General features: G+C 68.3%; 26 protein-coding genes. 12 read left to right on the top strand and 14 right to left on the bottom strand.

Annotated features, from left to right (window positions below; all coding sequences use genetic code 11):
• Window positions 1–43: 43 nt before the first annotated feature.
• From ABZ942_RS14260 to ABZ942_RS14270, 3 genes are all read right to left on the bottom strand, one after another.
• Window positions 44–1507, bottom strand: coding sequence for a trypsin-like peptidase domain-containing protein (locus ABZ942_RS14260; protein ID WP_357381781.1), 1464 nt, complete (start codon window positions 1505–1507; stop codon window positions 44–46).
• A gap of 226 nt (window positions 1508–1733) precedes the next feature.
• On the bottom strand, window positions 1734–3194 hold the full coding sequence (locus ABZ942_RS14265; RefSeq protein ID WP_357381783.1) for a HAMP domain-containing sensor histidine kinase: 1461 nt from the start codon (window positions 3192–3194) through the stop codon (window positions 1734–1736).
• 9 nt (window positions 3195–3203) lie between these two features.
• Entirely contained in the window at window positions 3204–3890 is a 687-nt protein-coding gene (locus ABZ942_RS14270; protein WP_150402038.1) for a response regulator transcription factor, read from the bottom strand.
• Between the two features lie 363 nt (window positions 3891–4253).
• Here ABZ942_RS14270 and ABZ942_RS14275 point away from each other — a divergent pair, with 363 nt between their 5' ends.
• The 7 genes from ABZ942_RS14275 (at window position 4254) to ABZ942_RS14305 (ending at window position 10947) form a co-directional block, all read left to right on the top strand.
• Complete coding sequence (locus ABZ942_RS14275) at window positions 4254–7028, top strand: ATP-binding protein (protein WP_357381785.1); 2775 nt, start codon at window positions 4254–4256, stop codon at window positions 7026–7028.
• Window positions 7025–7432 (top strand): roadblock/LC7 domain-containing protein, encoded by a 408-nt coding sequence (locus tag ABZ942_RS14280; protein ID WP_107659354.1) that lies wholly within the window; start codon window positions 7025–7027, stop codon window positions 7430–7432. Before ABZ942_RS14275 ends, ABZ942_RS14280 begins: the two co-directional genes overlap by 4 nt.
• A 7-nt stretch (window positions 7433–7439) precedes the next feature.
• Complete coding sequence (locus ABZ942_RS14285) at window positions 7440–7811, top strand: DUF742 domain-containing protein (protein WP_357381787.1); 372 nt, start codon at window positions 7440–7442, stop codon at window positions 7809–7811.
• A gap of 4 nt (window positions 7812–7815) precedes the next feature.
• Window positions 7816–8427 carry an ATP/GTP-binding protein gene (locus tag ABZ942_RS14290; RefSeq protein WP_040739020.1) on the top strand — a complete coding sequence of 204 codons (612 nt, stop codon included), beginning with the start codon at window positions 7816–7818 and terminating at the stop codon, window positions 8425–8427.
• 11 nt (window positions 8428–8438) lie between these two features.
• The gene (locus ABZ942_RS14295) at window positions 8439–9182 is read left to right on the top strand and encodes an MHYT domain-containing protein (RefSeq protein WP_357381789.1); all 744 of its coding nucleotides are present in this window, start codon (window positions 8439–8441) and stop codon (window positions 9180–9182) included.
• 68 nt (window positions 9183–9250) lie between these two features.
• Window positions 9251–10270 carry a glycoside hydrolase domain-containing protein gene (locus tag ABZ942_RS14300; RefSeq protein WP_357381791.1) on the top strand — a complete coding sequence of 340 codons (1020 nt, stop codon included), beginning with the start codon at window positions 9251–9253 and terminating at the stop codon, window positions 10268–10270.
• 452 nt (window positions 10271–10722) lie between these two features.
• On the top strand, window positions 10723–10947 hold the full coding sequence (locus ABZ942_RS14305; protein WP_357381793.1) for a hypothetical protein: 225 nt from the start codon (window positions 10723–10725) through the stop codon (window positions 10945–10947).
• Between the two features lie 71 nt (window positions 10948–11018).
• Here ABZ942_RS14305 and rpmF read toward each other — a convergent pair whose 3' ends face one another.
• From rpmF to ABZ942_RS14320, 3 genes are read right to left on the bottom strand one after another with little or no spacing between them, the layout of a single operon-like run.
• A complete protein-coding gene (rpmF, locus tag ABZ942_RS14310) occupies window positions 11019–11192 on the bottom strand; it encodes a 50S ribosomal protein L32 (protein ID WP_150402032.1) in 174 nt (57 codons plus the stop codon).
• A gap of 1 nt (window position 11193) precedes the next feature.
• The gene (locus ABZ942_RS14315) at window positions 11194–11457 is read right to left on the bottom strand and encodes a type B 50S ribosomal protein L31 (protein ID WP_357381795.1); all 264 of its coding nucleotides are present in this window, start codon (window positions 11455–11457) and stop codon (window positions 11194–11196) included.
• On the bottom strand, window positions 11454–12776 hold the full coding sequence (locus tag ABZ942_RS14320) for a GTP-binding protein (RefSeq protein WP_357381796.1): 1323 nt from the start codon (window positions 12774–12776) through the stop codon (window positions 11454–11456). The genes ABZ942_RS14315 and ABZ942_RS14320 overlap by 4 nt, the downstream gene beginning before the upstream one ends.
• Before the next feature lie 95 nt (window positions 12777–12871).
• Between ABZ942_RS14320 and rpmB the strand changes: the two genes are divergently transcribed.
• The 4 genes from rpmB to rpsR are packed head-to-tail and all read left to right on the top strand — an operon-like array spanning window position 12872 to window position 13923.
• Window positions 12872–13108, top strand: coding sequence for a 50S ribosomal protein L28 (gene rpmB / locus ABZ942_RS14325; RefSeq protein WP_357381798.1), 237 nt, complete (start codon window positions 12872–12874; stop codon window positions 13106–13108).
• Window positions 13109–13120: 12 nt separating this feature from the next.
• Window positions 13121–13291 carry a 50S ribosomal protein L33 gene (gene rpmG, locus ABZ942_RS14330; protein ID WP_150402028.1) on the top strand — a complete coding sequence of 57 codons (171 nt, stop codon included), beginning with the start codon at window positions 13121–13123 and terminating at the stop codon, window positions 13289–13291.
• Window positions 13292–13330: 39 nt separating this feature from the next.
• Window positions 13331–13636, top strand: coding sequence for a 30S ribosomal protein S14 (rpsN, locus tag ABZ942_RS14335; protein ID WP_357381800.1), 306 nt, complete (start codon window positions 13331–13333; stop codon window positions 13634–13636).
• Window positions 13637–13668: 32 nt separating this feature from the next.
• Entirely contained in the window at window positions 13669–13923 is a 255-nt protein-coding gene (gene rpsR, locus ABZ942_RS14340) for a 30S ribosomal protein S18 (RefSeq protein ID WP_040738992.1), read from the top strand.
• Between the two features lie 72 nt (window positions 13924–13995).
• Here the strand turns inward: rpsR and ABZ942_RS14345 are convergent, their stop codons facing one another.
• A complete protein-coding gene (locus tag ABZ942_RS14345; RefSeq protein ID WP_357381803.1) occupies window positions 13996–14556 on the bottom strand; it encodes a LysM peptidoglycan-binding domain-containing protein in 561 nt (186 codons plus the stop codon).
• Between the two features lie 210 nt (window positions 14557–14766).
• On the opposite strand from ABZ942_RS14345, the gene ABZ942_RS14350 reads away from it, so the two are divergent.
• Complete coding sequence (locus ABZ942_RS14350) at window positions 14767–15228, top strand: hypothetical protein (protein ID WP_357381805.1); 462 nt, start codon at window positions 14767–14769, stop codon at window positions 15226–15228.
• A gap of 12 nt (window positions 15229–15240) precedes the next feature.
• Here ABZ942_RS14350 and ABZ942_RS14355 read toward each other — a convergent pair whose 3' ends face one another.
• The 7 genes from ABZ942_RS14355 to ABZ942_RS14385 all read right to left on the bottom strand — a co-directional run bounded on the left by ABZ942_RS14355 (window position 15241) and on the right by ABZ942_RS14385 (window position 25668).
• Window positions 15241–16806 carry a beta-N-acetylhexosaminidase gene (locus tag ABZ942_RS14355; protein WP_357381807.1) on the bottom strand — a complete coding sequence of 522 codons (1566 nt, stop codon included), beginning with the start codon at window positions 16804–16806 and terminating at the stop codon, window positions 15241–15243.
• A gap of 224 nt (window positions 16807–17030) precedes the next feature.
• Window positions 17031–18638: a bifunctional phosphoribosylaminoimidazolecarboxamide formyltransferase/IMP cyclohydrolase gene (purH, locus tag ABZ942_RS14360; protein ID WP_357381809.1), complete on the bottom strand. Its 1608-nt coding sequence runs from the start codon at window positions 18636–18638 to the stop codon at window positions 17031–17033.
• Complete coding sequence (purN, locus tag ABZ942_RS14365; protein WP_357381810.1) at window positions 18635–19243, bottom strand: phosphoribosylglycinamide formyltransferase; 609 nt, start codon at window positions 19241–19243, stop codon at window positions 18635–18637. The genes purH and purN overlap by 4 nt, the downstream gene beginning before the upstream one ends.
• A 140-nt stretch (window positions 19244–19383) precedes the next feature.
• Entirely contained in the window at window positions 19384–20883 is a 1500-nt protein-coding gene (locus tag ABZ942_RS14370) for a DUF6350 family protein (RefSeq protein WP_357381812.1), read from the bottom strand.
• A gap of 155 nt (window positions 20884–21038) precedes the next feature.
• Complete coding sequence (locus tag ABZ942_RS14375) at window positions 21039–22109, bottom strand: DUF5336 domain-containing protein (RefSeq protein ID WP_357381814.1); 1071 nt, start codon at window positions 22107–22109, stop codon at window positions 21039–21041.
• 240 nt (window positions 22110–22349) lie between these two features.
• A complete protein-coding gene (locus ABZ942_RS14380; RefSeq protein ID WP_357381816.1) occupies window positions 22350–22613 on the bottom strand; it encodes a hypothetical protein in 264 nt (87 codons plus the stop codon).
• Window positions 22614–22695: 82 nt separating this feature from the next.
• Window positions 22696–25668: a BTAD domain-containing putative transcriptional regulator gene (locus ABZ942_RS14385; protein ID WP_357381817.1), complete on the bottom strand. Its 2973-nt coding sequence runs from the start codon at window positions 25666–25668 to the stop codon at window positions 22696–22698.
• Window positions 25669–25797 lie beyond the last annotated feature (129 nt).

Consider the following 25797-nt stretch of genomic DNA (forward strand, 5'->3'; position numbering starts at 1 on the left):
GCCGTGTCGAGCAGCGGCGTCCAGCCGCCCTGGAGCACGCGCATCACCTGCCGCCGTCCGCTGGCGCACCGGTGAGGGTCACCTCGACGGTCTTGGGGTTGTTGCCTTGATCATCGGTATAGGTGACTTTCACCTTGTCTCCTGGTTGGTGCGAGCGGACCGCGGCGACGAGCGCGTCGCCGGTGGTGATGCTGCGGTCGTCGAGCTTGGTGATGATGACGCCCGACGGGATCCCGGCCTTCGCGGCGGGACCGTCGGCGGTCGAGTCCAGCACCCTGGCGCCGTTGATCGAGTCCTGCGCCTGCGCCTGGATCTTGACGCCGATCTGCGCGTAGGTGGCGTGTCCGGTCTTGATCAGTTCGTCGGCCACCCGGCGGGCCTGGTCGACCGGAATGGCGAAGCCGAGGCCGATCGAGCCGCTCTGCTGACCGGCTCCCGGCTCCCCGGCGCCGAGGCTGGCGATCGCGGTATTGATGCCGATGAGCTTGCCGGTGCCGTCGACGAGCGCACCGCCGGAATTACCCGGGTTGATCGCGGCGTCGGTCTGGATGGCGTCGATCACCGGGTTCACGCCCGCGGCACTCTGCTGGCCCTCCCCCTGGGTCGAGACCGGGCGGTTCAGCGACGAGACGATGCCGGTGGTCACGGTGCCGGCCAGGCCGAGCGGTGAGCCGATCGCGACGACCGGCTGGCCGACCTGCAGATTCTGCGAGGTACCGAGATCGATCGGGGTCAGCCCGGTTTTGCCGGCGACCTTGATGACGGCGAGATCGGAGACCGGGTCGGCGCCGACGATGGTCGCGGGTGCGGAGCTGCCGTCGGAGAACAGCACGTCCATCTTGGCGCCCGGGCCACCGCCCGCGGCGACGTGGTTGTTGGTCAGGATGAGGCCGTCGGACGACAGCACCACCCCGGAGCCCTCGCCCTCGGCGCGGCTGCTGGCGACCTTGATCATCACCACGCTGGGCAGCACCTTCTGCGCGACCGCCTGGGTCGAGCCTGCCGGGGCGTTGGAGACGTTGTTGACGTTGGGCTTGGGCTGGTCGAGCGCATTGGTGATGGTCGAGCGGCCGTTGTCCGAGTGGGTGGCCAGCGCGCCGACCGCGCCGCCGACGCCGCCGCTGACCAGGGCCAGCGCGACCGCGCCGACCACGAGTCCGGTGCGGACCGGGCGCCGGGCGGGCGCCTGCGTTGCCCCGAGCGGAGCGCCTTGCTGATCGAAAGGCTGCGGCTGCTCGAAGGGCGGGCTGACGTAATCCGGGCCGGGGAACGGCTGGGTGTGCTGATACGGCGGTGGGTACTGGCCCATCGGCTGCTGTGCCTCATACGGCGGACGCGGCGCCTCGTACGGCCCGAAACCGGGCCCCTGCGGCGGGTAGCCGCCCCCGTATGGCGCGCCAACAGATCCCGTCGGTGCGGCCGGGATCTGATCGGTCGGGTTGGGCTGATCCGGTGCGGCGTTCGCCGTTTCCGGCTCGTCCCGCCGGTCCTTCGAATCCTCGGTCATGGACTCCTCGTTTCTCCTCAGCGTCTGCCGCCAAGCTTGACGACGACTACTGAGAGCGGACTGAGACCGTGCTTTCAATTACCCGAGACCTTTGACCCTCTACTCGTGGTCTCGCCGAGGCTCACTCCCACACCCCGACCCACCCGCTTCAGGCATAGAGTACGCACCCAGTCTGTCGTCCGCTCTCCATCTCGCATAGCGGAATGCGGTGCATGTCACCTGCGATTCAGGCCTGCACGGGCTGACCGGCTTCGCCCGGCAGCACGATGCGGATGCGCGCGCCACCTCGCCCGGACGCCTCGATCGTGATCGTGCCGCCGTGCTTGGTGACGACCTGTTTGACGATCGCCAAGCCGAGACCCGAGCCGGGCATCGAGCGCGAGGCGGTGGTCCGGTAGAAGCGCTCGAACACCAACTCACGCTCGGCGGGCGGGATGCCGGGTCCGGCATCGTCGACGGTCAGCTCGAGCAAGCCTCGGCCTGTCTCGCGCATCTCGACGTAGATCTGCGCCCCGGCCGGACTCCACTTCGCGGCATTGTCGAGCACATTGAGAATCGCCCGTTCCAATCCCGCCTCATGGCCGTAGACGAACCACGGCCGGATCGCCGAGACGAACTCGACGGTGCCGCGGCGGCGACGGGCCCGTTCCAGCGCCCGCTCAGCGACCTCGCCGAGATCGACTCGCTCGTAGACGGTTTCGGGCGCGTCCTCGCGGGCCAGGTCGACCAGGTCGCCGACCAGGTTGGACAGCTCCTCGATCTGGCCCATCACGTCCGAGCGCAACTCGGCCATGTCCTCGTCCGGAATGCGCGGGGCGCCAGGGCGACTCGACGCCATCAGCAGTTCGGTGTTCGTCCGCAGTGACGTGAGCGGGGTGCGCAGTTCGTGCCCGGCGTCGGCGACCAGCCTGCGCTGCCGATCCCGTGATTCGGTCAGCGCGCGCAGCATGGTGTTGAAACTCTCGGTGAGCCGGGCGAGTTCGTCGTCGCCGGTCACCGGGATGGGCGTCAGGTCGTCGGTGCGGGCGATCCGCTCGGTCGCCGCCGTCAGCCGTCCGATCGGGCGCAATCCGGTGCGACCGACCGCCGTACCTGCCGCGGCGGCGAGTACGACACCGCAGCCACCGACGACGAACAGCAACCACGCGAGTCGATCGAGCACATTCCTGGTCGGCTCCAGTCGTTGCGAAATCACCAGCGTCGCGCCCTCATCCGTGCGCACCGCGAGTACCCGCTGATTGTCGACCGTGCGCAGCGACGAATTCAGCTGGCCGTGGAAGACCGCCTCCTCCTGCGCCCCGACGGGCGGCACGGTCGCCTGCGGCACGGTATAGCGACCGACGTCGGGATAGAGCAGCACGATGCCGGTGTCGGGATAGAACGCGGTCGCGAGCACCAGGTTCTGCAGATTGAACCCGTAGGGGTCGACGGCTGTCACCGCGGTCGCCCGGCTGCGCAGTTCGGTATCCACGTTCGCGTACAACGCGCGCGCCACCAACGCGTAGGCCGCGATCGAGGTCACCGCGACGGCGATCGCCACCACCGATGCGGCGAGCAGCGTCACTCGCCAGCGCAGCGATACCGAACGGGTCAGCGGGATCGGGGGCCGCATCTCGGCCGGGTCGGGCGGACGCTGCCGATGTCCGAGACCGGCGACCACGGCTCGCTTGGGATCTTTTCGTGCCATGGTCTACCCCTAGGGGGGCGTCTCCCTCAGCACATAACCGACACCACGCACCGTGTGGATGAGCCGCGACTCCCCCTCGGCCTCGGTCTTACGACGCAAATATCCGATGTACACCTCGAGCGCGTTGCCGGAGGTCGGGAAGTCGTAACCCCAGACCTCTTCCAGGATCCGGCTGCGGGTGAGCACCCGGCGCGGATTCGCCATCAGCATTTCCAACAACGAGAACTCGGTGCGGGTGAGGCTGATCCCGCGCTCGCCGCGAGAAACCTCGCGGGTCACCGGATCCAGCGACAAATCGGCGAACGTCATTGCCTCCGAAACCTCGCCGGGATCGGCGGTCGTGCGGCGCAGTAGCGCACGCAAACGCGCGAGCAATTCTTCCAACGCGAAGGGTTTCGGCAAATAATCGTCGGCGCCGGCATCGAGTCCGGCAACCCGCTCGGACACCGAATCCCGTGCCGTCAAAACCAAAATCGGAAGATCGTCACCGGTGCTGCGCAGCCGGCGGCAGACCTCGAGTCCGTCCATCCGCGGCATCATCACGTCCAATACCAACGCGTCCGGCCGCTGACTCGTCGCCTTGTCGAGCGCGTCGACACCGTCCACCGCGAGGTCGACGGAGTAGCCGTTGAAGGTCAGTGACCGGCGCAGAGACTCGCGGACGGCGCGATCGTCGTCGACTACCAGAATGCGCATGCGACCAGTTTGACCGTATCGACTGAGAGCCGACTGAGAGGGGACGCTCGACACGCCGCGTCCGAGTCGACGCGGCACGCCGGACGCCAGCAGCCGAACAGCTATCGGCGCGTAGCCGCTGAATAGATCAATCGTCCAGGAGCTATGTAGACTCACAAACTCATACAGCGCGAAACCTGTTCCGCGTAGCCATATTCGGCTATGAGCAGACCCGGTGCCTCGGATTGCCGACCGCCAGTCAGCACGGTATGTTCCCTGCGGTAAAAAGAAGACCTTGAGTTGGTTCTCGGCGGGTTGCTCCAGACTGCTCCTAGACAGCCTTCATTCGGGGACCATGCGCGAAGTGGAGGCGACGGAAGCGGAATGGAAGCTGCACCGCGTTCCTGGCAACTCAGCCTGTCCAACATGTCGGTCACGCGCAAGGTCGGCATCGTGCTGTTGCTGCCGGTGCTGCTCGCCTCGGCCTTCGCTGGACTGCGCATCAAGGATGAGCTCGGGGTGATCTCGAAGCTCGACGCGGCTACCGAGCAGGCCCGCATCCTGCGCCCGATGCTCGAATTCAGCGAGGCCACCGAGCAACTCGCGATCGCGGCGGTCAACGCGCGGCCGGAGGATCCGATCGATTCGGTCGCGGCCAAGTTCGATCAGTCGGCCATCGATCTGGAAACCGCGCTGCGCACCAAGAAGACCGAAGACGGCATCACCAAGGAACTGCCCGCGGCCATCGCGGTGGCCCGCACCATGCGCAACGGACTGCGCACGTCATCGCCCGCGACCATCGGCGGCCAGGTCGACGAGGTCGGCACCCGCATCATCACCGCGATCTCGGTGTCCTCGTCGATCGAAGAGATCGTCATCCAGCGCTACTTCCTGCAGCTCGGTCTGATCTCCAACGCCTCGCGCCTGCTCACCCAGGAGCAGATCATGTCGGCGACGGCCAGCGGCGGCAACAACCCGGCCGCGCAGGCCAGCATGCTGACCACGCTCGGCGCGGAGATGATGCTCACCTACTCCTATCCACAGATGAGTCCGTCGTCCGCCACCAACGCACAGGTCTTGATCGATCAGGTGCAGTCCCGCATCGGCGCGCTGAGCCAGAGCCCGAACAGCCTCGGTAGCAACGGCGTTATCGCCGATTCACTGCGGACCAGCTCCGACGCCTATCGCCAGGCGACCACGACGCTGCTCGACACGATCGACTCCAAGCTGGCCGACCGGACCATCGAGCTGCGCAGCGCGGTGCTGCGCGATGTCGCGATCGTAGTCACCACGCTGCTCGCCGGCCTGGCTCTCGCGCTCGGCGTCGCCCGCTCGCTGGTCGTGCCGATTCGCCGGCTGCGCCACGACGCGTTGCAGGTGGCGCACGTCGATTTGCCGAACGAGATCGAGGTGGTGCGCACCGGCGGTGCGACGCCGAAGATCACGCCGGTCGACATCCGCACCACCGAGGAGATCGGCCAGCTGGCCCGCGCGGTCGACGATATCCACCAGGCCTCGCTGCACCTGGCCGCCGAGCAAGCGCGGTTGCGGGTGCAGATCGGCAGCATGTTCGAGACGCTGTCGCGGCGCAGCCAATCGCTGGTCGAGCAGCAGCTGGCGCTGATCGAAGACCTGGAGCACGACGAGGACAACACCGAACGGCTGCAGAGCCTGTTCCGCCTCGACCACCTGGCCACCCGGATGCGCCGCAACGGCGACAACCTGCTTGTGCTGGCGGGCACCGCATTACGCCGTGGTCAGCTGCATCCGGTCCAGCTCTCCGACATGCTCTGGAGCGCGGTCTCGCAGGTCGAGGACTATCAGCGGGTCGAGATCGGCGCCGTCCCGGACGGCATCGTGGCCGGTGAGCCCGCGATCGACATCGAGCATCTGCTCGCCGAACTGATCGACAACGCGCTGCGCTACTCGCCGCCGACCACGCCGGTGACGCTGTCGGTGGCCCGTGCCGTCGACGGTGGCTATCTGATCGAGATCATCGACCGGGGCCTCGGCATGTCGACCGAGGATCTGCGCGCGATCAACGACCGGCTCAGCTCCGGTGGTGAGGTCACCGTCGAAACCGCGCGCCGGATGGGTCTTTTCGTCGTCGGCAGGCTCGCGAAGCGGCACACCATCACCGCCAACCTGCGGCGCACCTCCACTACGGCGCAGCAGCCCGGCGTCACCGCGAGCGTGCACCTGCCCGGCGCGTTGGTCGCGCCGCCGCTGGACGCCACCGACCCGACCGGCAAGCCGCTGGAGCTGACCGGCGACTACGAACTGCCCGTGCAGCCCCGCGCGCTGATGCCGGTGCCGAACCTGCCGCAGCAGAGCACGCCGCGATTCGAGGTGTCCAGCACCGGCCTGCCACAGCGCAGGCCCGCTATCCGGGTCGCCGAGCCGCCCGGCCAGCCCGCCGTCTCGGTGCCCGGCCGGACCAACACCCCCGACACCGACGGCGAATCGCAGCCGCCGACCGAGCCGTGGTCGATCAACACCCCGACCGACGATCGGTCGCCTTTCGGCCCGCCGACCGTCGGCGTATCGAACAGCGGGCCGACCCGACCGGCCGAGCCGGAGCAGGAGCGGCCCACCGATTTCTGGAGCGAGTCCGAGGCCAAGGGGCCGGAGCCCGAGCCGACGATCCCGCAGCAGCGGGTGCCGCGCGAGGCGCCGCAACCGAGCGGCTCGCGCGAGCCTGCGCGCACCACCTCGCGGTCCGGCCTGCCCATCCGGCGACCGTCGGCCGTGCCCGAACCGGAACCGGCGCCGCCGCGGGCATCCGAGCCCGCGATGGTGACCTCGTCGCGGTTGCAGCCGGTGGCAGGCGCCTCGCCGACCCCGATCTATCAGCGCATGGTGTCGGAATGGCTGGTCGAGCCCGCGACCTCGCAGACCGTCGAGAGCACCTGGACCTCACCCGCCGACGTGGGCTGGACCGCCGCCGAAGAGGCGACGCACCCGACACCGACCGGCCGCACCACCGGTGGACTTCCTATCCGAACGCCGGGCGCGCAACTCGTCCCCGGCGGTCTGGCCCAGGCTGACGAATCGGGAGCCCGTGATCCCGAGGAGATTCGGAACAACCTGACCAGGCATCTCAGCGGCGTCCGCAGTGGGCGGGCCAACGCGCAGTACGACGACGGAGGGCTTGCATGACCAACGCGAACAGCACCACGGACGAGAACCTGAACTGGCTGGTCGCCAGATTCACCCGGGACGTGCCCGGCGTGTCCCACGCGGTGCTGGTGTCGGCCGACGGCCTGCTGCAGGCGACCAGCCCACACCTGCCGTCCGACCGGGCCGAGCAGCTCGCGGCCGTCACCGCCGGCCTGGCGAGCCTATCGATGGGCGCGGCGTCGCTGTTCGACGGCGGCAAGGTGATGCAGTCGATCGTCGAGATGCAGCGCGGCTACCTGCTGGTGATGAGCGTGGGCAACGGCTCGCACCTGGCTGTGCTCGCCAACAAGTCGCATGACATCGGCCGGATCGGCTATGAGATGGCGCTGTTGGTCGACCGGGTCGGCACGGTGGTCACGGCCACCGCGCGTACCGCGGTTTGAGCAGGAGATGTCCAATCCCTACGGACCTGGACCTCGACCGACCACGCGCGTGCGACCGTATGCCCTGACCGCAGGGCGTACCGAGCCCGCGGTCGACCTGCCGCTGGAAGCGGTCATCGAGACCCTGTCCTACACTGCGCATCTCGACTGGCCCACCGGTGATGTCCGCACGGATATCCTTCGGCTCGGTACACACAAGCTTTCCGTGGCCGAGATCGCCGCTCACCTGGATCGTCCGCTCGGCATGATCCGGGTGATGATCGGTGACCTCGTGGTCGACGGCATTGTGCGCCTGCATTCGACACTGACTGACGAGGCGAGTTTCGACGAGCGCCGTTCTTTGATGGAGAGGACTTTGCGTGGACTCCGTGCCCTATAAGAGAATCGGGCCCGACACCAACCCCGGCCAGGCCGACGGGGACAACCGGACCGCGTCCACGAAGATCGTGGTCGCGGGTGGTTTCGGGGTAGGTAAGACAACGTTTGTCGGCGCGGTGTCGGAGATCGTTCCCCTGCGGACCGAGGCCATGGTCACCCGGTTCTCCGACGGCATCGACGATCTCGCCGAAACACCGGAGAAGGAAACCACCACGGTCGCCATGGATTTCGGCCGGATCATCCTGCCGGGCAACCTGGCGCTGTATCTGTTCGGCACGCCGGGCCAGCGGCGCTTCTGGTTCATGTGGGACGACCTGATCCGTGGCGCGATCGGCGCCGTGGTGCTCATCGACACCCGCAGGCTGGAGGACAGCTTCGCGGCGGTCGACTTCTTCGAGGCGCGGCAGCTGCCGTTCTTGGTGGCGGTCAACCGCTTCCCGAACGCGCCCCGCTTCCCGATCGCCGAACTGCGCGAGGCGCTCGCGGTGCGCGAGAGTGTGCCGATCGTGGACATCGATGCGCGCAACGCGAACGAGGTGCGCCAGTCGCTGGCCGCGGTGACCGAGTACGCCATCCAACGGCTCGCCGCGCAGGAACGAGAACAGGCTGTTCTTTGACGTATTTCAGCATGGGGTACTGGATTATCGGGTTGTCGGCCGCGGTGTCGCTGGTCGGCGCGCTCGTCGGTTTCAGTTGCATTCGGCAGTCGACGAAATCGGTGACGTCCAAGTTCCGGGTGGTGTGGCAGGCGTCGGCGGCGATCTCGATCGGCGGGATCGGGGTCTGGCTACCGGTGTTCGTCTCGATGCTCGGTGTCACGGTGCCGGGCAGCCTGGTTCGCTATGACGTCTGGAGTGTCACTGCGGCGGCGGTGGTTCCGGTGCTCGCGGTGTGGGCGGCGCTGCTGATCATGGGACGCACGCTGAACATTCCGCGGCTGATCGGTGCCGGTGCGGTGATGGGCGGTGGCTTCGGGCTGATGCATTATCTCGCCTTGGACGCCATGCACATTCAGGGCTCGATCACGCTGAAGCCGCTGCTGTTGACCGGCGCGGCGGCGATAGCGGTCGTGCTCTCGCTGGCGACTCTGTGGTTCACCCAGCCGAGGCGGCCGCTGGCGGTGCTGGCAGGCGCGGCGCTGGTGTTCGCCGCCGGGATCGCGGGCATGCATTACACCGATCTGCTCGGCGTGCAGATCGACCTCGCCAAGGCGAATTCGACGCCACCGGGTGAGGACCTGTTCGGGTTCTTCGTGCCCGCGTTCGTGCTCGGCATGCTGTCGCTGGCCATCCCGATCAGCGCGATCCTGATCGCGCCGGACCGGCGCACCTCGATCCCGCCCCGGGCGCCCGCGCCGAATTCCGCGTTCTGAGCTGAATCGCGCGGCACGGTTCGGTGATGCCGCCGAAATCCCCGACGGCCCGATTTACAGTGAGAGACATGCGTTTCGGTCTGGACTACGCCACGGCACGTCCGGGCGGCGCGGCCATCCGCGCGGCGGGTTTCGACTTCGTGGTCCGGTATCTGTCCGATGGTGGCGTCACCTTGCCAGGCAAGTTGCTGACCCCGGCCGAGGCCGATGATCTACGCGCGCACGGTGTGTCGATCGCGGCGAACTGGGAAACCACCGCGACCCGCATGCTGGACGGCTACGGTGCCGGTGTGGTGGACGCGCGCGCGGGTCTCGCGCAGGTGCTGCGCTGTGGTGGCCGGGCGGATCGGCCGATCTACTTTTCCGCCGATTTCGATGTGACGGCGCAGGATCAGCAGCGGGTCAATGCCTACCTCGACGGTGCGGCGACGGTGCTCGGTCGTGCGAATGTCGGTATCTACGGCGGGTATTGGTCGGTGAGCCGGGCGTTGGACGCGGACAGCGCGAGTTGGGCGTGGCAGACCGATGCCTGGTCCGGTGGCCGGGTGGAGCCGCGGCGCAGTATTCATCAGACGGGGCGGCAGCAGCTCGTCGGTGGTGTGGTCTGCGATGTGAACGAGGCCGAGACGACCGATTTCGGTCAATGGGATTTCTTTGCACAGGAGGATGCCGACGTGACGCCGGAGCAAGAGGCAGTGCTGCGCGATATCCAGATCCAGTTGCGCGGGCCGGGGCTGGCCGGCTGGGCGCAGTTGGGCGACGCGGGTGGGCCGGGTCGCACGCTGGTGGATGGCGTCGCGGCCGCGTTGGCCCGGATCGGTGAGTTGGAGGGCGAGGTCGGCGAGTTGCGCACCGAGATCAGCGAATTGGAGGCGACCACGGCCGAGCTGGTCGAGCAGGTGCAGCGGTTGTCCGCGCGGCATTGGCCGTGGCCGTTGTCGTTGATCGAGGGGCCTGCGGCGTTGGTCGGTGAGCAGTTGGCGCGACTCGAGGCATTGTTGCCCGACTTGCCCGGTTTGCCGGGGCAGGGCGCGGGTACGCAGCACACATCCAGTAGTAGTTCGTTGGATTCGCGTTCTTCGCGATGAGGTCGGCTGGTGCGGTGGATGGTTCCGCAAGTGCGGTGCAGAGGTGCCGCGGCCGGGAAGTTGGCGATGAGCGGGTTCTCCCGGGAACCGGGAGAACCCGCCCTCCCGCACGAGAATACTGACGCGAGGACACGTTCGCATCACTTCGCGGAGACTTTTCCGACCACCAAAAACCAACTAACAGTAGGTATTTCGCCCGGTAGTTATCGGGTCGCAATCACATCGTGCACGAGGTTGCAACGTCGCCCTGACCAGGCCAGTAGCTGCCCGATTGCCATGCGTTCCAGTTGCGTGGGAAAGTTGGTCATCAACCCGGCACGACATCCTGACCAGGTCGTTCGACCACCGACCCGGCGCGTTCGCCACCCACGACAGCAGCATGCGAGTTATCGTCGGCTGGCACATGGCGTTCGCTGAACGCCGCACACCCAGGTTCGTTCGAAGGAGTTCGCATGGCCGTCAACGTGGTGCTCGACAAGGCTCTCGACAAGGCGTACGAGAGCAAGTCGCTGAACGAAATCCTCTCCGCTCCGCCCTCGGCCCTCGCCGGTCTCACCGAAGCGCACGACAAGCAGCTGCTGGACGCGCTCAAGATCAAAACGATCGCCGATCTGGCCAACAACAAGTACTTCCGGCTCGCCGCGACCCTCGCGGACCTCGCAGCCAAGGAAGGCTGAGCGAGCCCGACCGCAACGACAGCGGGCCCGCGGAATGCTCCGCGGGCCCGCTGTCTTTCTCGTTCGACCAGTCAGAGCCGATCGAGGTCTATCAGCCCCCGCTTGACGGCCGCGACCAGTCGGCGCGGCACCTTGTGCACCACACCGGCGACGGTCACCGGCACCAGATCCGGCGGGGTCGCCTTCCACTGCGCACGTCTGCTGCGGGTATTCGACCGCGACATCTTCCGTTTCGGAACCGCCATCTCAGTCCTCCCCGCGGCGCGTGCGCTTGCCGTACTTGCGCTCGAACTTCTCCACCCGGCCCTGACTGTCCAGCACGCGGTGCGCGCCGGTCCAGAACGGATGCGAGTCGGAGGTCACGTCGACGGTCAGCAGCGGGTAGGTGTTGCCGTCCGTCCACTGCACGGTGCGAGTGCTCGTCGCGGTCGACCGAGTGAGGAACCGCTTGCCGGTGCCCGCGTCCTCGAACACCACCGGGTGGTAGTCCGGATGGATTCCTGTCTTCATTTCGCTTCTCCTCTCGGGCTTTTCACGTCTTCGATCGGTAACGTCGTTTCGGCGGTGTCGCACGGGTCCGCGTGCCAGGCGCCAAAAGGGTCCTCCCACTGCGCAACTCGCTCGGGTGCGCGTTCGACCAGGCGGAGTTCGTCGTCCTCGACGAGTGCCCAGTGCAGTGCCTCGCGGATCTCGTTGGGGTCGGCGTCGTGCACCAGGATCACCAGCGAGATGTCCCGATCGCCGAACTGCTCGTCCCAGCGCAGCGCAGCCATCGCCCGACGGTCTGGATCAGCCTGTGCCAGTTCAGTTTCCGACATCGCCGCCAGCCAGCGGCCCGCACTGCCGACCCGCAGGCCGCCGCCCGCCGACTCCAGCCAGGTCACCTCGTCGGGCTGGGTGGCCAGCCACATGCGGCCGCGCGCGGTCACCACGCCGTCGAAGAGCACGTCGAGCGCCGCATGTAGGCGAGCCGGATGGAACGGCCTGCTCGCGGCGAATTCCAATAGGGCGACACCGTAATCGCTGGACAGCGGTGGCTGCCCGCGCAGCAGCGGCGCGTGCGCGTCGAACACTCTGCCGCGGCGGGAGTGGGCCGGAATGCGCGCCAGCAATCCTTCGATCCGAGCCGCGGTGAGCAGGTGCGGATCGTCCACCCAGTCCACCGGCGCATCGGGGACGAGGCGGGACAGCACCGCGCCCAACCTGCCGCGATCGACGTCGCCGCCCGGCGCGACCGGACCCAAAGCGATTACCGCGTCGGCGAATTCGACCTGACCGACGGCAACCTGCGCCACCGTCCGCTCGTCGTCGGCTTTGGCGAGGCCGCGCTCGGCCAGGGTCTCCTCGCCGGTGGCGTCGGCCAGCCACGCACCGGAGTCGAGGAACGTCAGCACGGCATCGATGCGCACATCGCGCCCGGCCGGACCATCGACTCGCCCCAGAATGCCCTCCACCACAACATGTTCGATGGCGTGACAGACCGCCTCGGCCTCGAACGCGGGATCCAGCGCGAGCACGATGCGCTCGACCGAGTCCCGCGCGGCGAGTGTGCGCAGCAGCGGGAGCAGGTCGATCCGCAGCGTGCAGGAGACGCAGCCGTGCGCGAGTTCGAGCACGTCCGACGTCTCGTAGCTCGCGTTACGCACCGTGCGGTGCACGATGCCCTCGCGCAGCTGACCCAGGTCGTGATGGACGACGACGGTGCCGGGCGCGTCATTGCACAGCGCGGTCGCCGCGTGGTCGGCACCCGCCGCGGCCGGTCCGGCGAATCCGGCGAGCACCACGACCGGCGTGCGCCGGTCGGTATCCGGTGCGAGCACTGACAGCACCCCTTTCGATAACGATTTTCATTTGCGTCAGAGCAACGGTACATTGTGAATCAGCCGTTGTCGAAAATGATTGTCATCTACCGGAGGGAGTCCGCATGTCGGCCCACTGCCAGGTCACCGGGCGCAAGCCCGGGTTCGGCAAGTCCGTCTCGCACTCACACAAGCGCACGAATCGGCGCTGGGATCCCAACATCCAGCGCAAGACCTACTTCCTGCCCAGCGAGGGCCGGCGCGTCACGCTGACCGTCTCGGCCAAGGGCATCAAGACCATCGACCGGGACGGGATCGAAGCGGTAGTCGCTCGCATCCGGGCCCGCGGCGACAAGATCTGATCAGGAGAACCCATGGCATCCAAGTCGACCGAACTCCGGCCGATCGTCAAACTGAAGTCCACCGCAGGCACCGGGTACACGTACGTGACCAGGAAGAACCGCCGCAACGATCCGGACAGGATGGTGCTTCGCAAATTCGACCCGGTCGTGCGCAAGCACGTCGATTTCCGCGAGGAGCGGTGAACACGGTGTCGGACAACGCCTTTCCCGAGGAGCGCTGAGATGGCGAAGAAATCGAAGATCGCCCGCAACGCGCAACGCGCGGCCGTCGTCGCGCGCTACGCCGAGCGCAGGGCGGAACTGAAGGAGCTCATCCGCAAGCCGGGCACCTCCGACCCGGCGCGCGCCGAAGCCCTCGCTGAGCTGCGACGACAGCCGCGGGACGCCAGTCCGGTACGATTGCGCAATCGGGACGCCGCTGACGGACGACCGCGCGGTCACCTCCGGAAGTTCGGATTGTCCCGTGTGCGTGTGCGCGAAATGGCCCACCGGGGCGAGTTGCCCGGTGTGCGCAAATCGAGCTGGTAGACAACCACCGTTTTCGTACGAAGGATCCGTATATGGCAGTCAAGCGAGCACCGTCGAAGAAGGTTCGCGCCGAACAGGCCCGCCGTCCGAAGAAGAACCCGCTCATTGCCGCAGGCATCGAGAAGGTCGATTACAAGGACGTCAACCTGCTGCGCACGTTCATCTCCGATCGCGGCAAGATTCGCAGCCGCCGGGTCACCGGGCTCACCCCGCAGCAGCAGCGTCAGGTCGCCGTCGCGGTGAAGAATGCCCGCGAGATGGCGTTGCTCCCCTTCACCAGCCGGTAGTCGCGCCCCCGAACACGAGCGTGGGACCCCGGATGCTCCGGGGTCCCACGTTTTGTCTTGCGCCGCAACAGGTTACGGGATGGTCAGCACCTGGCCCGGGTTGATCGCGTCCGGGTTGTCGATGCCGCTCGCGTTCGCGATCTCCTGGTAGCGGTTGCCGTCACCGTAGAAGCGCTCGGCGATCGCCCAGAGGGTGTCGCCCGGCTCGACCGTGTAGGTCTGCGCCGCGGGCGGCGGCGGAACCTCTTCGGCGGCAGGGGCTTCGGCGACCGGCTCCGGCTCGGGGGCCTGCAGCGGGTTGTCGCTCTTGGTGTTGGAAGCCCACAGCGCGCTGCCGTCCTTGCCGTACAGCACCACGTTGCGGTCCGCCTGCACGACCAGCCGATCCGCGTCCTTGCCGTTGGTCTCGGTGGACCACGCCGCACCCTCGCCCTTGTACAGCACGAAGTTGCCGTCGTCCTGCAGGGACGCGCGCTCGACACCCTGGTTGTGAGTCAGGGTGGACCACACCACATTTCCGTCCGGCTCGGACAACACGAGGTTGCCGTCGCTCTGCAATGTAAGGGTGTAAGCACCACCCTGCAGGGACTGACCCAGTCCGAGTTCTTCACCAACGCGCAGTGTGTCGCCCACGGTTCTTCCTTTCGAAGGTTCTGAAGAGCATCCGACAATCGACACGCGCCGAAGCCACAGGCGCGCATCTAGGCCGAAGATACTGCGCTGGACCGTGTTGCGTAGGGATTACGCGCATGGTTCGCCGAAAGTTCACTGTGGGGTGTGTCCTATTGCCGTGTCATGTTCTATGTGAGATGACCACGCTGATTGCCCACTAGGGTGGTCGCCATGACTCGGATGTCCGGCGGACGTGCCGCCGCAGCTGTTGCCGTTGTGCTCGGGTGCCTCGCTGCGGCGGGGTGTGGCGGTTCGGATAACGCTGGGGCGCAACCGAAAACCAGCACGACCACCAGCGCCGCACCGAGCACGCCGACCGAGGACACCGGCGGCAACATCGGCAGGGACTTCACCGCCGACCCGACCATCGTGAACGGGCGCCCGATTCCGTTCAGCTCGTGGACACGGCTGGCAGACGACCGGATCGCGGTCAACTTCCAGACCGGCACGCCCGAATGTTATGGCGTGGACGTCACTGTGCGCGAGACCGATTCGACGGTCACCGTCGAGCTGCGTTCCGGTACCCGCGCCGACGCGGTGGGCCGGATGTGCACCATGAACGCGGTGTTCGGCACCGTCGCGGTGCCGCTGAAGGCACCACTGAGCAACCGGCAGGTGCTCAGCGCGGCGTAACGCGCGGATCCGCTACGCCGCAGGTTCGCCGACGACGTCGGCCAAGGCCGAGAATTCGAGGTAGCTGCCTGCTTGCGGTGGACCCCAGGTCTGCTGTGCCGTGACCCGGAGCGGCATCGTGATCGACGCGGCGATCCGATCCGGTGTTTGTACCGTCGGGTCGTCACACCAGACGAATAGACCTGAGCCGAGGTTGTGCGTGTTCTGTTCCGGTGTCAGGCGGGTGCCGTCCACGAACAGCGTGGGATCCCACATCTGGTAGGCGATCGGCGGAGGCACGGTGCCGGCCGCCGACGGTCCGCCCGCCACGTAGTAGGTCGGGGTGAACGAGGCGTTCCTGACCTCGTGGCCCGCGGCGATGAGATCGCTTGGGCTGCGGGCGGTTCCGAAGAAAGGCAGCGGCAGCTGCGGGATGCCCGCCCTGCTCCAGTAGTCGATGACGATATCGCTGCCGACGGTCAGGGTGCCCGCGTTCGTGTGCAATCCGTCGTTCCAGATGCGCGGGCGTTTGCCGTGCGCGCGCACGATGTCCGCACCCCAGTTGATCAGGCCGAGGAACGCGTCGACGGGTTGTGCCTGCGGGCCGTAGGTGGCGCGCGCGTAGTCGCCGATCTGCGGGTATTCGTCGAAGCTCGCGACACGGGTGCCGTCGAGCAGGAACTCGTCGGCGCCGAGATGCCAATAGCGGCCGGGGAACAGCGGCAGGAACTCCTCGAGAATGTCGCGCATCAGGTCGTAGGCGCGCGGATTCGCGATGTCGATGGCGGCGTCGGAGACCCGTCCGTTCGCGCTGCGCAGCTTCAGGTCGGGGTGGGCCGCCAAGATGCCGTTCATGTGGCCGGGGAAGTCCACCTCCGGCATGATTTCGACCTGATACCTGGCCGCATACTCGACGAGATCGCGAATATCCTGCTTCGAATAGTGCTGCGCCGCAGTGGTTTCTGGATGTCTGTCACTGTCGAGGCGGAAGCCGAAAGTGTCGGAGAGGTGCAGGTGCAGCAGGTTCAACTTGAGGTAGCCCATGCGGCGGATCTGCGCACGGAGCATGTCGATTGGCATGAACTCGCGGCCGACGTCCAGCATGAGGCTGCGTTCGCGGTATTGCGGCCAATCCGTGACGGTGCCACCGGGTATCACGGTCCGCTGGCGGAGTAGTTGCAACACCGAGCTGGTGGCGTAGAACGCGCCCGCGATATCCGTACCGCGCAGGTCCAGGGTCGTGCCGATCGAAATCTGGTATGCCTCAGGAGTTTCCGGTGCTCCCGCGACCCGGCCGATACCCAGCACGATGTCACCGGAGTCAGCGGACGAACCCGCCTGCGCAACAACGTCATTACCGGTAACCACGCGCAGTGCCGAGGCGAAATCCGTAGCAGTGTCGCGTAATTCATCCTCCCCGTACCACACGCGCGCATGCGCGCCCAGCGAGAACTCGGTCCCACCGGGACTCCACGCCTTCAGCGAAGGCAGCGTCCGCGGCGGCCCATTCTGCGCCTGAGCCGACTGCGGTCCACTGAACGACACCGCCACCGCAACAGCCATCACGACCACACCGGCAGCCACCGCACGAATCGACATGCGGCAACTGTACGAAACCAACGCAACCACCAGGCGCATTCGCCACGCCCGACCGGCACCCGATCGCCGCAGCTCAGCGCCTACAGCAGCCGCACCACTTCCGATCCCCCGCACCGGGATTCGCATGCGATTCTCGGTGCGGCGAATCAGAAGGCGTGCGTGAATCACAGCTGAGACGCCGAACGCCACGTCGGCGGACCGGCGTGGCGTTCGGGTTGGTCAGCTCAGTGGGCGAAGTGACGGGAACCCGTGAGATACAGGGTTACTCCGGCCTCACGGGCGAGGTCGATGGTCTCCTGGTCGCGGACCGAGCCACCGGGCTGCACGATCGCGCGGACGCCCGCCTGGATGAGCTGCTGCGGACCGTCCGGGAACGGGAAGAACGCGTCCGAAGCCGCGACCGAACCCTTGGCGCGGTCACCGGCGCGCTGCACGGCGAGCTGCACCGCGTCCACCCGATTGACCTGGCCCATGCCGACGCCGACCGAGGCGCCGTCGTGCGCGAGCAGGATCGCGTTGGACTTCACGGCACGACAAGCGCGCCAAGCGAATTCGAGATCGGCGAGAGTCTCGGCGTCGGCCGCGGTGCCGGTGGCCAGCGTCCAGTTGGCCGGATCGTCGCCCGCGGCGTCGAGGATGTCGCGCTGCTGCAGCAGTGCGCCGCCGCTGATCGGGCGCAGCTCGGCACCCGCGCGCCGCGGCGGCTCGGCGATCAGGATGCGCACATTCTTCTTGCGCTGCAACACTTCTACCGCACCGTCGGCGTAGGCCGGTGCCACGATCACCTCGGTGAAGATCTCCGCGACCTGCTCGGCCATCTCCACGGTGACCTCACGGTTGGCCGCGATCACGCCGCCGAACGCGCTCACCGGATCGCAGGCGTGCGCCTTGCGGTGCGCCTCGGCGATGTCGGCGCCGATCGCGATGCCACAGGGGTTGGCGTGCTTGATGATCGCCACCGTCGGTGCGGTGTGGTCGTAGGCGGCGCGCCAGGCGGCGTCGGCATCGGTGTAGTTGTTGTACGACATCTCCTTGCCGTGCAACTGCTGCGCCTGCGCGAGGCCGAGGCTGCCGTCGTTGTTGGTGTACAGCGCCGCCGCCTGGTGCGGGTTCTCGCCGTACCGCAGCACCGCCGCGCGCTCCCAGGTGCCGCCGAGCCAGGCGGGGAACTGCACGCCGCTGTCCTCGGCCGGCGCCGCGACGCCGGGTGCGAGCACCGACGTCATCCAGCTCGCGACCGCCACGTCATAACCTGCGGTGTGCTGGAAAGCCTTGGCCGCCAACGCCGTCCGATCGGACAGCGTGAAGCCGCCGGACTGTACCGCGCCGAGCACCTCGTCGTAGTCACCGCTGTCGACGACCACGGCCACCGACGGATGGTTCTTCGCCGCGGCCCGCACCATCGACGGCCCGCCGATGTCGATCTGCTCGACGCACTCGTCCGGGCTCGCCCCGCTGGCCACGGTCTGGGTGAACGGGTACAGGTTCACCACCACCAGCTGGAACGCCTCGACGTCGAGCTCGACCAGCTGGTCGACGTGTTCGGGCTTGCGGGTGTCGGCGAGGATGCCCGCGTGCACGCGCGGGTGCAGCGTCTTCACCCGGCCGTCGAGGGTCTCCGGGAAGCCGGTGAGCTCCTCGACCTTGGTCACCGGGATGCCCGCGTCGGCGATCTTGCCCGCGGTCGAGCCGGTCGACACCAGCTCGATACCCGCGGCATGCAGCCCGGTCGCGAGCTCGATGAGGCCCGTCTTGTCGTAGACGCTCACCAGCGCCCGCTTGATCGGCTTGCGCTCAGCTGAGTCGATCGTTCGTTCGCTGCGCTCACTCACCGGAGAACTCGCTCATCTGGGATAACTGCCTTTCGTCCGTCGGAAACAATGCCCCGCGTCGCGACGGCGGCGACAACCTCCGCCAGCAACCGCCTTTCGACAACCTTGATGCGCTCGTGCAGGCTGGCCTCGTCGTCCTCGGGCAGCACCGGCACCGCCTCCTGCGCGAGGATCGGGCCGGTGTCCACGCCCGCGTCGACCAGGTGCACGGTCGAGCCGGTGACCCGCACCCCGTAGGCGAGCGCGTCACGCACCCCGTGCGCGCCGGGGAAGGCGGGCAGCAGCGCGGGGTGGGTGTTGATGATTCGGCCGCCGAACCGATCGAGGAAGGCGGGGCCGAGGATCTTCATGAACCCGGCCGAGACCACGAGATCGGGTGCGTAGCCGACGACCGCGTCGGTCAGCGCGGCATCCCAGGCGGCGCGATCGGAAAAGTCGTTCAGCGCCACCCTGAAGTGCGGTACGCCCGCGGCGTCGGCGTGCTCGGTGGCCGCGCAGGCGCGGTCGACACCGACGGCGACGATCTTCGCAGGGAAGTTGGTGGCGGCCGCCGCGTCGAGCAGCGCGCGCAGCAGCGATCCGGTGCCCGAAGCGAGTACGACCACGGTCGCCGGGGCCGCGTCTGGCGTCCACGGAGACGGCTTGGGGTCGGCGGCCGGCGCAGCCGGCGGGGTGGGTGAGCTCAGGGCTCTACTCCTGCGAAGTCGATCGGATGGCGGACGGAAGAGTTCCGCCGGGTTAGAGCCTAACGACCGTCGACCCGGCCACTTTCGGGCAGGTCCGCCTCGACCACCTCGGCATCGACGATGTCGGGTGTGGTAATCGGGTTGGGCGAACGGACGGTGTCGATGGAGGTTTGTTCCTCGACGAGTTCGCCGTCAAGTTCGACTTCCAGGTCCGGGCCGTCGTAGTCGGCGTAGTCGTCCTCGAAGTAGTCGCGGTTCTCGACGTAGTCGTCGTCGGCGTAGTAGTCGTCCGCGTAGTCGTCGTCGTAGTAGTCGTCCTCGTCGTACGGGTCGGCGTAGTCGCCGGGCGCCGTGCCGACCGGGACGAGGAACCAGCGCGCGAACACCAGCCCGACGTAGCCGGGGATGGCCAGCCACGCGAAGGTGACCAGGAAGAAGATGGGCAGGTCGAGCCCGATCCGGCCGAACGTGCCGAGTTCGCCGCCCGCGATCACGCCGAGCAGCGACAACGCGACGGCGGCCAGCCCCGCCGAGCACAGCGTCGCCCACGGCGCGCCGATCCGGTCGGTCGAACCGCGGGCGAGGTCGAGCCCGCCGAGCACCCCGACCGCGGCCGGGATCAGCAGCAGCACCGGCCACCAGCCCGCCGCCGGTCCGGTCGGCACGGCCGCCAGCAGCGGCACGGCCGGAATCGGGCCGCCGACAACGGAAAACACGCCGAACGACGCAACACCGATCTGCGCGCTGGAGCCGACGAGCACGCCGACCGCGAGCACCACCAGATTCGGCAGGTAGGCCAGCGAGAGCAGGGTCAGCCCGATCACCCCGGCGGCGTTGCCCGCACTGTGGTAGGTGTCACCGATCCGCGGGAGGTGCACGAGGAACGAGACCACGATGAGCGCGGTGGCGCAGCCGAGCAGGCGCAGCACCGCACGACCGGCACCGTACATGCCCGAGATCGCCCACTCGGGCAGGCGAAGCAGTTCGAACAGCCGCCGCCGGGTCCTGGTCGCGATGCCGCTTACTGCCGCAACCAGATACAGGCCACCGACCCAGGCGAACGCGGCCAGCGTGTTCGGTGGTTGCAGCGCGACAACCCCGGACGCGTCCTCGGCGACCGCGAGGCAGATGGCCGTGATCAGCAGCGGCCCGGCCAGCGCGGCACCGACTATCCAGCCGAGATCGGCACGCGTGCAATCGGGTTCGACGGCGCGGGCACATTCCCGCCCGGCCAGCCAGACCATCACCGCGGTCGGCAGCAGCGGCAGCAGGCCGAGTGCGGTCTTGCCGATCACCAGCGGAACCTGGTGCACGCCAAGCCATCCCGCGGCGATTGCGCCCGAGGTGCCGGCCAGATTACTGCCCGAGGTGAGCAGCGTCGCGAGCACGAGAACGATGATCGCGGTGAGCGCGTAGGTTGTCGGACGCCCGGCCACCAGGACGAGCACCCTGGCGCGTTCCGGAGTCAGCGACAGAAACCCGGCCTCTTCGGGCTCGGGGTGCGGGCCGGGCGCACTGCGCGATCCACGCCGCACGAGCGAGTTTCTGGACGAATTCACGATTCCGCCTCGCGCTCGCTCGGCTCCATCGTGCGCTCAGGCGCGCTGCATCCCTGATTCACTCGCTGACGCTCACTCATGACAATTCAGCGTGGCAGCTTCCCCGGCGCGAGCGGGTCAGGCGCGCCGGGTGAACCCGCGCCGGGGAACGACTGCTACTTGTTGTCTTCGGAGGGACGGAAGGCCTGCGTGGCGTCGGACGACGGGTCGGCGGCCTGGTCGCCACCGAACGGCTGGCCCTGCTGCGCGCTCTGCTGACCCGGCTGCGCGTAGTTCGACGAACCGTACGGCGACTGCTGCGCGGGCTGCTGGGTGGAACCGAAGTGCTGCGTGGCACCCTCGTCCGGCCGCGGCTGCGCGGCGCCCGGCGCGCCGTACGGCGAACCCTGCTGTGCCCCACCGAAAGCCGTGGTCGGCGGCTGCTGACCATAGGCGGGCTGCTGACCGTAAGCCTGGGCAGGCTGGCCGTACGCAGGCTGACTCGGCTGACTTTGGCCGTATGGCGAAGACTGCTGCGCCGCACCGTAACCGGGCTGCTGGCCATACGCGGGCTGCTGACCGTAGGGCTGACCCGGCTGCCCCTGGCCGTAGCCGGGCTGCTGGTTCTGCCCGTACGAAGGCTGGCTCTGACCGAAGGCCGGGGGCTGCTGCTGGCCGTAACCGCCCTGCGCGAACGCGGGTGCGCTGGCCGGGCGCGGCGCGGGCGCCTTGACGATGCCCGCCTCGAACAGCACCGCACCCACCGCGACCGCGGCCTGCACGAACGCGAGCACCAGCACCACGTAGGCGCCGAACTTCAGCTCGATGCCGTCGGACAGGGTGAAGGAGTGCACCGCCAGCGCGAGGAAGCCCGCGACGGAGGCCGCCGCGGCCGCGCCCGTCCAGGTCTGCTTGGGCAGCACCGACAGACCGGCGAGCAGTCCGCCGAGCAGCAGGATGCCGAGCAGTGCCGAGCCACCCGCCTCGAACAGGCTCGCGGTCTCACTGCTGGCCACCCTGGCGCCGCCGAAATCGACCGCCTTGGTGCCGACGTAGGGCAGGAAACCGAGCAGGAAGTTGATCACGCCGAGCGCCGCGACACCGACCACCAGCAAGAACGGCAGCCCCTTGGCCGCGGCACCGGTCGCGCTCGAGCCGGAACTGGCACCGCCCGCCGTCGAACTCGGGCTGGACGGGGTGGAGGGCGCGGGTGTGTTGTACCCGGAGCCCCCGGACGGGTATGACATGTCGTCGTCTCCTAGGTCGAGTCATACGTGGTCTTCAACTGCTGGAACTGCACCTGACGCTACTGCACTCACCCGTCCAGGTCACCCTTAACCGACTGGCCGGACGTCCTGATCCACCCTTCCGCACCAGGTCGCGAGGGGTTTGCCGGCAGCAAGCACCGCCATTCGGAAGCACTCCGGTGGCACGAGTTCGGCCCGGAGCCGCGCGGTTGCGCGCACTCCGGGCCGAGGCCGATCGAGTCAGTTGCGCGGCTGGATGTACCACGCGCCGTAGCTGCCCACGCAGTCGAAGTCGGACCATTCGCCGTTCGTCATGCCCTGGTTGCCGCGTTCGAGGCACTGGTGTTCGTACTCGAACGGCCCGAGGTTGCCCGGGGTGGCGGGGGCCGCCGAGCCGCTGTCGAAGGGGCCCGCGAACGCGGGTCCGGTGACGCCGAAGAAGCCTGCGACGATCAGGGCGGCGGTGGCGGTGGCGCGGGCGGCCGCGATGCGAGTGGTAGTCATGGTCTTCGCTTTCTGGTCTGGTGTGGTGCGTTGCGAAAACCAGACTCCCGGCCGGCCGTCTCAGCGTGGTTTCACCCGCATCTCACGCAGTCCGACCGGGCGTGATCAGCCGGTCCGTGTAGCGGTGCCAGCCGAATCCGGCTGCCGCGAACTCGGCGCGGACCTGTTCCAGCAATACTCGCGCGCCGTCCTCGTCGCCCTCGGCATGCCGCAGCGTCACCGAGACCGCGCGGGCGGCGAGCAGTGGCACGCCGCCCGGTGACGCCGCGAAGAATTCGTCGAGCAGCTCCCCTGCGGCGGTGGTTTCGCCCTTGGCGAGCAGCACGTCGGCGAGGTCGATGCGGGCCAGGCCGGTCGCGTCCTCTTCGTGGCCGAGGGCGGCGCGGCAGTACGACTCGGCCGCGTCGAGGCTGCCCGCGGCCAGCGCGGCGGCGGCGCGGGTCAGATCGTTCAGCGGCAGGATCTGCCGGTCGTCCAGGCGGCGGGCGTAGCGGTCGGACTCCTCGGCGGTGGCCAGCGCCTCCTCGACGCGGCCGAGGCCGAGCAGCGCCTTGGCCTGATTGCTCAGTCCGCGGGAGAGTCCGTGCTCGTCTTCGTGCGCCGCGTCCACCGCGCAGGATCGGGTGTAGGCCGCGAGCGCCTCGGCCGGGTCGCCCGAATACAGCAGTGCCGTGCCGAGGGCGTCGGCGAACGACGAGCCCTGGGTGTCGCGCACGGCCAGCCGCTCGCCCTCGCGCAGTCGCTCGACGGCCTCCGGCAGCCTGCACCGTTCGATGTCGACGATGCCTTGGTAGTAGCGGACGGTTTGAGCGAGTTCCGGATCATCCAGTGGCGCAGCCAGTTCGCCCGCCTTGGCCAGTTGTACCGCTGCGGCTTCGAGGTCGCCGGTCATCAGCGTGTGAAAGCCGTAGTGGCTCAAGGCCTGCGCCAGTTCGTGCGCGGCGATGTCGGCCGCCTCGGTGAGTGCGGCGTAGTGGCGTTGTGCCTCGCGGAACCAGGCCCTGGCGAGCCAGGGCACATGCATTTCCACCGCGAGCCGCAAACCGTCGGTGGCCCTTGATGTTCCGGGCGCGCATTCCAGCGCGGCCAGGATGTTCGGCCATTCCGCGAATACCGCGGCCACCGATTCGGCCGCGGCGAAATCGTCGGGTGCGCCGATCGTGCGCACCAGGTGTAAACACCAGCGCAGGTGTCCGGCGCGCAGCTCCTCGACCTCGTTCGCCTCCGTCAGCCGGGCCAGCGCATAGTCGCGAACCGTCTCCAAGAGCACGAAACGTCGTGTCGCACCGTCGGTCTGGACAGTGACGAGATTCCGGTTGACCAGGTCCGCCATGGCGGGCGCGACGTCGCCCCGCTCGAGGTCGCCGTCCGGCGCCACCGCTTCGGCGGCCTCCAGCGTGCACCCGCCCGCGAACACACCGAGCCTGCGCAATACCGCCCGCTCCCGGTCGGCGAGCAGCTCGTGACTCCAGTCGAGCGCGACCCGCAGGCTGGTGTGCCGCCCGCCCGCGGCACCGCGCGCGCCGCCGACCAGCAGCCGAACCCGATCGTCGATCCGTTGTGCCAGTTGGGAAATCGTCAAGGTCCTGGTGAGACCGGCGGCCAATTCGATGCCGAGCGGCAACCAGTCCACCGCCGCGCAGATCGTCACCAGCTCGTCGCGCTCGGTCGCGGTCACCAACCCGCGCAGTCCGGCGCGCTCGATGAACAGGGCCACCGCGACACCGCGGTCCAGCGGACCGAGCGGGTACACCGACTCCCCCGGCACCCCCAACGGCTGCTGCGAGGTGACGAGGAGACTGAAGCCATTTGCCGCCGTGACCAATTCGGCCACCGAGTGGAGCACATGCTCGGCGTTGTCGAGGACAAGCAGCGCGCGGCCACCGTCGCCGTCGAGTGCGGCGAGGATCCCCGGTAGTGGGCCGTTCGGATCGATCGCCCCGTCGGTGGCCAGGCCGCCTGCTTCGAGCGCTGCTGCCACTGCGGGCAATACGTCCTCGGCCCGGCCGAGCGGTGCCAGCTCGACGAGCACGACAGGTCGGCCCGCTCGACCGATCGAGCGCGCGAGTTCGGCGGCGAGGCGCGATTTTCCGCTACCGGCGACGCCGACCACCGTGGTCAGTCCTGGCTCGGCGAGACGCGTTGTGAGCGTGGCGAATTCACGCCCACGTCCGACGAAGCTGGTCATCGGCACCACCACCGGCGCGGGCCACGGCCGCGGTTCCGGTTCGGTCGCGGATTCGGTCGGTGCGGTTTCCGGCGCGACCTCCTGGTTCGCCGCGGGTGACCCGACCGTCGCCGCGACCGGCAAGGCCGACGCCCGCAACGCCGGATCATGGTCCAGGATGCGAAGTTCCAACTTGCTCGTGTCCGGCGAGGGGTCGACGCCCAGCTCCTCGGACAACGCCCGCCGCAGCCGCGCCAGTCGCTCCAACGCGTCGGCCTGGCGCCCCGTGCGATACAACGCCAACGCCAACAGACACGACAACGGCTCGTGCAGCGGATGCCGCGCGACCAGCCCGGTCAGCTCGGTCACCACCTCACCGGCCGCGCCGAGTTCCAGATTCGCCTCCAGCCCGGCGACGGTCAGCGAAAGCCGCCAATCATCGAGCCGCTCCCCCTCGGCCGCCGCGAACGCGATCGTGCGCAGATCGGCCAGCGCGTACCCTCGCCACAGCGCAAGCGCCTCCCGCGCGGCGGCCGCGACGGCACCGAAGTCGCCGGCGCGCCGCGCGATATGCAACCGCTGCGCCGCCGCCTCCGCGGCCAGCAGATCCGTCGCCGACACCGTCGCCTGATATCCGGCGGGCGTGCGCCCGATGACGTCCGCCAACGGCCCGAGCGCGGCCCGCAGCCGCGACACCACCACGCGCAGCCGCTGCACCGGCCGTTCGACCTCGGCCCCCCATAGATCCTCGGCCAGTCGCCCATCCGGCACCGGCACACGATTCGCCAACGCCAACCGCACCAGCACTGCCCGTTCCAGCGGCCGATCGACGGTCACCGCAACACCGTCGGCCCACGCCTGCACTGGACCCAACACCAGCACATCCACGCCGATAAGCATGCCCTGCCCGGTACGTCCGCGTCTCCCCGAATGTCGATGAGCTGAGCGGTGAACCGAGCGGCGGCTCAGTTCGTATCTATTAAGGGGAGATGAAATGGAACGAATGGCTGGCCAGGA

This window comes from Nocardia sp. NPDC046473, from assembly GCF_040645995.1.
In the GTDB taxonomy this organism is placed as follows: Bacteria; Actinomycetota; Actinomycetes; order Mycobacteriales; family Mycobacteriaceae; genus Nocardia.